The following is an 8952-nucleotide window of genomic DNA, read 5'->3' on the forward strand; positions in this document are numbered from 1 at the left end:
ACAGCCGAGTCATCGACACCAGCCGGCACCAACACCAGCCACACACCCGACAACCCCACACCAGAAACCTCACCCAGCGGCTTCCACGACACCCGATAACGCCAGGCATCCACCTCCGACCGCACACGCCGATCCCGACGCCACGCAGACAGAGCCGGGAGCACATTGCTCCAAGCACTCTCGTCGTCACCTTCGACAGTCGCGACCAGCGACTCCAGGTCCTCCCGCTCCACCGCGTCCCAGAAACGGGCGTCCAGCTCATCAGCGACAACCGACCCCTGTGCCGCGCCAGCCGGCTCAAGCCAGTAGCGCTGCCGCTGGAAGGCGTACGTCGGCAGATCGACACGCTGCGCCCCGCTTCCGGCGAAGAACGCGGCCCAGTCCACGGCCACCCCGCGCACATGCGCCTGAGCCAGAGCGGTAACAGCCGTCTCCGCCTCGGGACGCCCCTTGCGCAGAACCGGCAGGAAGGCAACGGCCTCAGCGTGCTCGACGCAGTCCTGGGCGAGGGCGGAGAGAATCCCGTCCGGGCCGAGTTCCACGTACGAAGTGACCCCGGCGGCTTCGAGGGCACGAACGCCGTCCAGGAAGCGGACCGCCTCACGGACATGGCGCACCCAGAAGTCCGCCGAACCCATCTCATCCGTGACAAGGGCACCGGTCAGATTCGAGACGACCGGAATCTTCGGGTTGTCGTACGAAAGACCCTCGGCGACTGTACGGAATGCCTCCAGCATGCCGTCCATGTGCGGCGAGTGGAACGCGTGACTCACCGTCAGCCGCTTCGACTTACGGTCCGCGAAGTGCCCGACCACAGCGAGAGCAGCGCTCTCGTCACCCGCGATCACCACCGACTGCGGCCCATTGATCGCCGCGATGCTGACGCGGTCCGTGAGGAGCGGGAGGATCTCGTCCTCCGACGCCTGGACCGCGATCATCACACCACCCGAAGGCAGCGCCTGCATCAACCGGCCACGAGCCGCCACCAACGTGCACGCATCCTCCAACGAGAACACACCCGCCACATGCGCCGCAGCGATCTCACCAATCGAATGACCCGACAGGAAGTCAGGACGCACGCCCCACGACTCAAACAGCCGGAACAGCGCCACCTCAATCGCGAACAACGCCGGCTGCGTCACGGCCGTCTCGTCGAGAGCACCGCTCTCATCGCTGAACAGTGCTTCCTTCAAAGACAGTTCGGGAGCGAACCGAGCGCACACCGCGTCCAACGCGTCCGCGAACACCGGATACGCCTCGTACAGCTCACGCCCCATCCCCAGCCGCTGACTCCCCTGCCCCGTAAACAGGAACGCCAGCTTCCCGCCCACCGGAGAACCCTCAACCACACCAGCCGCAGAACCGCCATCAGCCAACCCAGCCAACCCCGCGAGCAAACCCTCACGGCCGTCAGCCACCACCACCGCACGATCCTCGAAGGAAGCACGGCCGACCACGAGAGAGTGGGCGATGTCCAGCGGGCGCGGTTCCGGTGCGGAGAGGACGTACGACCGAAGCTGGTGGGCCTGTGCCCGAAGGGCGCCCTCGCCCTTCGCGGAGAGGACCCACGGCAGGATCGGCGGTGCGGCCGACTCGGGGGTGGCCGGGGCCGGGGTGGTCTCCGGGGCCTGCTCGATGATGGTGTGGGCGTTCGTACCGCTGATACCGAAGGACGAGACGCCCGCGCGGCGCGGGCGGCCGGTCTCCGGCCACTCCACGGCCTCGGTCAGCAGGGAGACCTCACCGGCCTCCCAGTCGATCTGAGGCGAAGGCTCGTCGATGTGAAGCGTCTGAGGGAGCACCCCGTACCGCATCGCCATGACCATCTTGATGATGCCCGCGACACCGGCGGCAGCCTGCGTGTGCCCGATGTTCGACTTGATGGACCCCAGCCACAGCGGGTGCTCCGCCGACTTCTCCCGCCCGTAGGTGGCAAGCAGCGCCTGCGCCTCGATCGGGTCACCCAGCCGGGTACCCGTTCCGTGCGCCTCCACCGCGTCCACATCGGCGGCGGACAGACCCGCACTCGCCAGCGCCTCGCGGATCACCCGCTGCTGAGACGGACCATTCGGAGCCGTCAAACCATTCGAAGCACCGTCCTGGTTGACCGCCGAACCACGCACCACCGCCAGCACCGGATGACCGTTGCGCCGCGCGTCCGACAGCCGCTCCACGAGCAGCATGCCAACGCCCTCACCCCAACCCGTACCATCCGCCGCCGCCGCGAAGGACTTGCAACGGCCGTCGACCGAGAGGCCGCGCTGACGGCTGAAGTCGACAAAGGTCTCGGGCGTCGACATGATCGCCACGCCGCCGGCGAGCGCCATGTCGCACTCGCCGCTGCGCAGTGCCTGGATCGCCCAGTGCAGCGCGACCAGCGACGACGAGCAGGCCGTGTCGACGGTGACCGCCGGGCCCTCCAGGCCGAAGGTGTAGGCGACCCGGCCGGAGGCGATGCTGCCCGCGTTGCCGGTGCCGATGTATCCCTCGACGCCCTCGGGAAGCTCACCGCCGTCGGCGATGCCGGTCACGTAGTCGTGGTACATGACACCGGCGAACACTCCGGTACGGCTGCCGCGCAGCGTCGCCGGGTCGATACCGGCCCGCTCGAAGGCCTCCCAGGAGGTTTCGAGGAGAAGACGCTGCTGAGGGTCCATCGCCAGCGCCTCACGCGGCGAGATCCCGAAGAAGTCGGGGTCAAAGTCCGCCGCGTCGTGGAGGAAGCCGCCTTCGCGGGTGTACGACGTCCCTGTGTGATCCGGGTCCGGGTGGTACAGCGACTCCACGTCCCAGCCACGGTCCGACGGGAAGGGGCTCACGCCGTCTCCGCCGGTCGCGACCAGCTGCCACAGCTCTTCGGGCGATCGGACTCCGCCCGGGAATCGGCAGCCCATGCCGACGATCACGATCGGGTCGTCGCCGGTCGGGGCGGGGGCGGGCTGTACGCGCGGGGTGTGGGGTGCGGCCGTCATCGCCGCGCTCGCGGTCAGCTCCTCAAGGAGGTGCCGTGCGAGGGTGAGCGGGGACGGATAGTCGAAGACCAGTGTGGCCGAAAGCCGTAGACCGGTCTCCGCCTTCAGGACATTGCGCAGCTCGACGGCTGTCAGTGAGTCGAAGCCCAGCTCCTTGAAGGCTCGCTCCGCCTCGATGGCCTGCGCGCCCGTATGGCCGAGGACTTCGGCCACCCGCGCGCACACCAGGTCCAGCAGCACGTCCTCACGCTCGGCGGCGGGCAGACCCAGCAGCCGCGCCGTCAGCGGTGAACCGCCGTCGGATGCCGTGGCCGATTCCACCACTCGGCGCGACGGCACCCGTACCAGGCCGCGCAGCAGCGCGGGAACCTCGCCGGCCGACACCGCCTGCGCACGCAGTACGGCGAGATCCAGCCGCATCGGGAGGAGCACCGGGGCGTCCACCGTCATCGCGGTGTCGAAGAGCGCCAGGCCCTCGTCCCCGGAGAGAGCGCCGACACCGTCGCGGGCGATACGCCGCAGGTCGACCTCGTCGAGGCGCTGGGCCATGCCGCCTTCCTGTGGGGCCCACAGGCCCCAGGCCAGCGCCGTGCCCGGCAGGCCCTCGGCCCGGCGGCGCTCGGCGAGGGCCTCCAGGAAGGCGTTCGCCGCAGCGTAGTTGGCCTGTCCCGCCGCGCCGAACGCCGAGGCCGCGCCCGAGAACAGGACGAACGCCGACAGCCCGAGGTCCCGGGTCAGCTCATGCAGATTCCACGCCGCGTCCACCTTCGGCCGCAGCACCGCCGTCACCCGCTCGGCGGTCAGCGAGGCGAGCACACCGTCGTCCAGTACGCCCGCCGTGTGCACCACGGCCGACAGCGGGTACTCGGCGGGCACCGTCTCAAGGAGTGCGGTGAGCGCGTCGCGGTCGGCCAGGTCACAGGCCGCGACAGTGACAGTCGCGCCAAGGCCGGTCAGTTCTTCATACAGATCGGTCGCGCCAGGAGCGTCCGGGCCTCGGCGGCTGGTGAGCAGCAGCCGCTTGGCTCCGTACGCCGTCACCAGGTGACGGGCGAACAGCCGGCCGAGGGTGCCGGTGGCACCCGTCACCAGGACGGTGCCGTCGGCCGTGCCGAGGGCGTTCGGCCGCTCGTCGGAGGCGTGCGCCGAAGGGACCCGGGTCAGGCGCGGCACACTGATCTCACCGGCGCGGATCGCGGACTCCGGTTCCCCGGACGCCAGCGCGGCGGGTACGGCGGCGATCGAGGACGTGTCCTCGTCGAGGTCGACCATGACCAGCTGGCCGGGGTTCTCCGACTGCGCCGAGCGCAGCAGCCCTCGGACCGCGCCGCCCGCGAGATCCCGTACGCCGGTTTCGGCGGCCGTGGCGACGGCGCCCGAGGTCAGCCACACCAGTGGGGTACCGGCGAACCGCTCGTCCGCCAGCAGCACCTGTGTCAGCGACAGCGCGCGCTGAACAGCCGCATGCGTCGAAGCGGCCGACTCCTCGTCCGACATGTCGACAAAGGGTATGAAGACGGCTTCGGGCAGCTCTTCGTCCTCCTCCGCCAGCATCGCGCCGAGCGCCGCGATGTCCGTGTACTCCGACACCTCGGCTCCGGCCGAGGCCAGCCCGAACACGTCCGAGCCCAGCACGGCCCAGCGTCGGCCCCGGGCCGTGGCGTCCGCCGCCGGGGCCGGGACAGCGCCCGTCAGCGGGGTCCATTCGACCCGGAACAGCGACTCCAGGTGACCGCCGTCGGCCGCGCGGATCTGGTCGGCCGACGCGGTACGGAGGGTGAGCGACCGCACGGACGCCACCGGGCGGCCGTTCTCGTCCGCGACACACAGCGTGAGGGTGTGCGGATCGCCGGGCGAGTGCTCGGTCAGCCGCATCCGCAGCGAGGACGCCCCCACCGCGTACAGCGACACCCCGGCCCACGCGAACGGCAGCAGGGCTCCGGCCGTGGCCCGGTCGGAGACTCCGTGGCCGATCGCGTGCAGACCTGCGTCCAGCAGGGCGGGGTGCAGCCCGAACCGGGCGGCCTCACGCCGGGCGTCGCCCGGCATCGCTACCTCGGTGAACAGCTCACCGCCCCGCCGCCAGGCGGCCTTCAGCCCCTGGAACAGCGGCCCGTATGCGACGCCACCATCCGTCAGCTCTTCATACAAATCCTGGACATCCACCGGGTCGGCTCCGGCGGGCGGCCACTCGGCCGCCAGCTCGCCGAACCCTTCGGGCAGCTCCTCCCGTACACCGGACGCCAGCACGCCGGAGGCGTGACGCGTCCACGGCTCCTCCGCCAGGGCGTCCTGCCTGCGGGAGTGAACGCTGAACGGCCGCCGCCCGGGGCCGCTGGGGGCCTCCACGACAAGCTGGAGCTGCACTCCGCCGCGTTCGGGGACGACGAGCGGCGCTTGCAGCGTCAGCTCTTCCACCGTGTCACAGCCGACCTGGTCACCGGCGCGGATCGCCAGATCGACAAAGGCGGTGCCCGGCAGCAGAGCGCTGCCGAGGATGGTGTGGTCCGCGAGCCAGGGGTGCGTCTCCAACGACAGCCGGCCCGTGAAGAGCAGCCCTTCCGAGTCGGCGAGCGCGACCGCCGCACCCAGCAGCGGATGCCCGGCGTCACCGAGCCCGATCGCCGCCGGATCACTCATATCCGCGAGGGCCGCCGCGCTGGGCCAATACCGCTGCCGCTGGAAGGCGTACGTCGGCAGCTCCACACGCCGCGCACCGCTTCCGGCGAAGAACGCGGCCCACTCCACGGCCGTCCCGCGCACATACGCCCGCGCGACAGCGGCGACCACCGTCTCCGCCTCGGGGCGACCGCCGCGCAGCGCGGCGACGAATACGCCGTCGTCACCGGCGACGCAGTTCTGCGCCATGGCCGAGAGCACGCCGTCGGGGCCGAGTTCGAGGTACGTGGTGACTCCGGCGGCTTCGAGGGCGCGGACGCCGTCGAGGAAGCGGACGGCCTCGCGGACATGGCGTACCCAGAACTCGGGAGTCGACATGTCGTCGCCGACCAGTGCGCCGGTGAGGTTCGAGACGACCGGAATCTTCGGGTTGTCGTACGAAAGCCCCGCGATCGCCGTACGGAACGCCTCCAGCATGCCGTCCATGTGCGGCGAGTGGAACGCATGGCTCACCGTAAGACGCTTCGACTTACGGTCCGGGAAGTGCTCCACGATCGCGAGAGCAGCGCTCTCGTCACCCGCGATCACCACCGACTGCGGGCCGTTGATCGCGGCGATACTCACGCGCTCGGTGAGCAGCGGAAGGATCTCCTCCTCCGACGCCTGGACCGCGATCATCACGCCACCCGTGGGCAGCGCCTGCATCAACCGGCCACGAGCCGCCACCAGCGTGCACGCGTCCTCCAAAGAGAACACACCCGCCACATGCGCGGCAGCGATCTCACCGATCGAATGACCCGACAGGAAGTCGGGACGCACACCCCACGACTCAAGGAGCCGGAAGAGGGCCACCTCAATCGTGAACAGGGCGGGCTGAGTGACGGCCGTCCGGTCGAGAGCACCGCTCTCATCACTGAACAGTGCTTCCTTCAACGGCACATCAAGATGACCGTCCAGATGCGCGCACACCGCGTCCAACGCGTCCGCGAACACCGGATACGCCTCGTACAGCTCACGCCCCATGCCAAGGCGCTGGCTCCCCTGCCCCGTGAACAGGAAGGCAGTACGGCCGTCGCTCACCGAACCGGCGGTGATCCGGGGTGAGGTCTCACCATCGGCCAGGCTCGCGAGTACGTCCGTGAGTTCCTGGGGACCGGCGGCGGTCAGCACCGCGCGATGGTCGAGGTGAGCGCGGGAGGTGGCGAGCGAGAAGGCCAGATCAAGTGCATCAAAACGGCCCGCCTCGGCGATGCTCTCCAGGTGCGTCCGGAGCACGGCCGCCTGGGCGCGCAGGGCCTCCGGGCTCTTCGCGGAGAGGACGTACGGGAGGGGCCCGGCCGTGGGGGTGGCGGATGCCGGGGCCTGCTCGGCGTCGGCATCCGGAGCCTGCTCGATGATGGTGTGGGCGTTCGTACCACTGATACCGAAGGACGAGATGCCGGCGCGGCGCGGGCGGCCGGTCTCCGGCCACTCCACCGCCTCTGTCAGCAGGGAGATGTCACCCGCCGACCAGTCGACATGCGGAGTCGGAGCATCAACGTGCAGGGTCTGCGGCAGCACCCCGTTCCGCATCGCCAGCACCATCTTGATGATGCCCGCGACACCGGCGGCAGCCTGCGTGTGCCCGATGTTCGACTTGATGGACCCCAGCAGCAGCGGACGGTCCTCAGACCGGTCCTGACCATAGGTGGCAAGGAGCGCCTGTGCCTCGATCGGGTCGCCGAGCCGGGTGCCCGTTCCGTGCGCCTCCACCGCGTCCACATCAGCGGCGGACAGACCGGCACTCGCCAGCGCCTGCCGGATCACCCGCTGCTGGGAGGGGCCATTGGGGGCCGTCAGACCATTGGACGCACCGTCCTGGTTGACCGCCGAACCACGGACCACCGCGAGGACCGGATGGCCGTTGCGCCGCGCGTCCGAGAGCCGCTCCACGAGCAGCATGCCAACGCCCTCACCCCAACCCGTACCGTCCGCGCCCGCCGCGAACGCCTTGATACGACCGTCCTCCGCAAGACCTCGCTGACGGCTGAAGTCAATGAAGTTCTCGGGCGTGGACATGACGGTGACACCGCCGGCCAGCGCCATCGTGCACTCGCCGTTACGCAGCGACTGAATCGCCCAGTGCAGCGCGACCAGCGACGACGAGCAGGCCGTGTCGACCGTGACCGCCGGACCCTCAAGGCCCAGGGCGTAGGAGACCCGGCCGGACATGACACTGCCCGCGTTGCCGGTGCCCAGATGGCCTTCCAGGCCGTCCTGTTCACGGGTGATGAGGGAGAGATAGTCCTGGCCGTTGGTGCCGACGAAGACACCGGCCTGGCTGCCACGCAGCGTCGCCGGGTCGATGCCCGCCCGCTCGAACGCCTCCCACGAGGTTTCAAGAAGAAGACGCTGCTGAGGATCCATCGCCAGCGCCTCACGCGGCGAGATCCCGAAGAAATCGGCGTCGAAGTCCGCAGCCCCGTCGAAGAAGCCGCCTTCGCGGGTGTAGGTCGTGCCCGGCTTGTCGGGGTCGGGGCTGTAGAGCCGGTCCAGGTCCCAGCCACGGTCGGCCGGGAACCCGGCGACCGCGTGCCCGCCGTTCACCAGCAGCTGCCAGAGGTCTTCCGGTGTCTGTACGCCGCCGGGGAAGCGGCAGCTCATCGCCACGATCGCGATCGGGTCGTCATCGGCGGCGACAACAGTGGGAAGCAGTGTGTCGGCGATCCGCACACTGCCCACCAACTCACCGCGCAGATACTCAGCGAGAGCCGCCGACGTCGGATAGTCGTAGACCAGCGTCGCAGGCAGCCGCAGCTCAGTCGCGGCACCCAGGCGATTACGCAGCTCGACCGCCGTCAGCGAGTCGAAGCCCAGCTCCTTGAACGCCCGCTCGGCACCCACCGCGTCCGAACCCTCGTGGCCGAGAACAGCCGCGACATGCGTACGCACCAACCCCAGCAGCTCACGCCCCTGCTCAACGAGTGCAAGGGTGGACAGCCGTCCGGCGAGGGAGAGCGAACGGTCGGAGTCGGACTCGTGTGCCGTCTGGGCACGGGACTGCGCGGCGCGAGTCTCGCGGACTTCGCGCAGCTGGGCGAACAACTCGCTGGGCCGTCCGGCGGTGAAGCCCGAGAGGAATCGATCCCATGCGACATCAGCCACGGTGAGGACCGCGTCCTCGCCTCCGACGGCCTGGCTGAGCGCCTTGATCGCATGGTCCGCCCGCATCGGCGGCACTCCATCGCGGCGCATGCGTGCGTCGAGAGCGTCGTCAGCGGCCATACCGCCGTCCGCCCACGGCCCCCACGCCAGCGAGGTCGCCGCCAGACCATCAGCACGACGCTGCTCGGCCAAAGCATCCAGATAAGCGTTCGCAGCA

At 69.9% G+C, this 8952-nt stretch carries 1 protein-coding gene; it reads right to left on the bottom strand.

Translation table 11 applies throughout. The features are described 5' to 3' along the window. Positions 1 to 8952, bottom strand: an 8952-nt coding sequence (locus IE247_RS33675) for a type I polyketide synthase (RefSeq protein WP_190127181.1), incomplete at both ends; no start/stop codon positions are given.

The sequence above is a fragment of the Streptomyces inusitatus genome (genome assembly GCF_014651115.1).
GTDB classification, from domain to species: domain Bacteria; phylum Actinomycetota; class Actinomycetes; order Streptomycetales; family Streptomycetaceae; genus Streptomyces; species Streptomyces amakusaensis.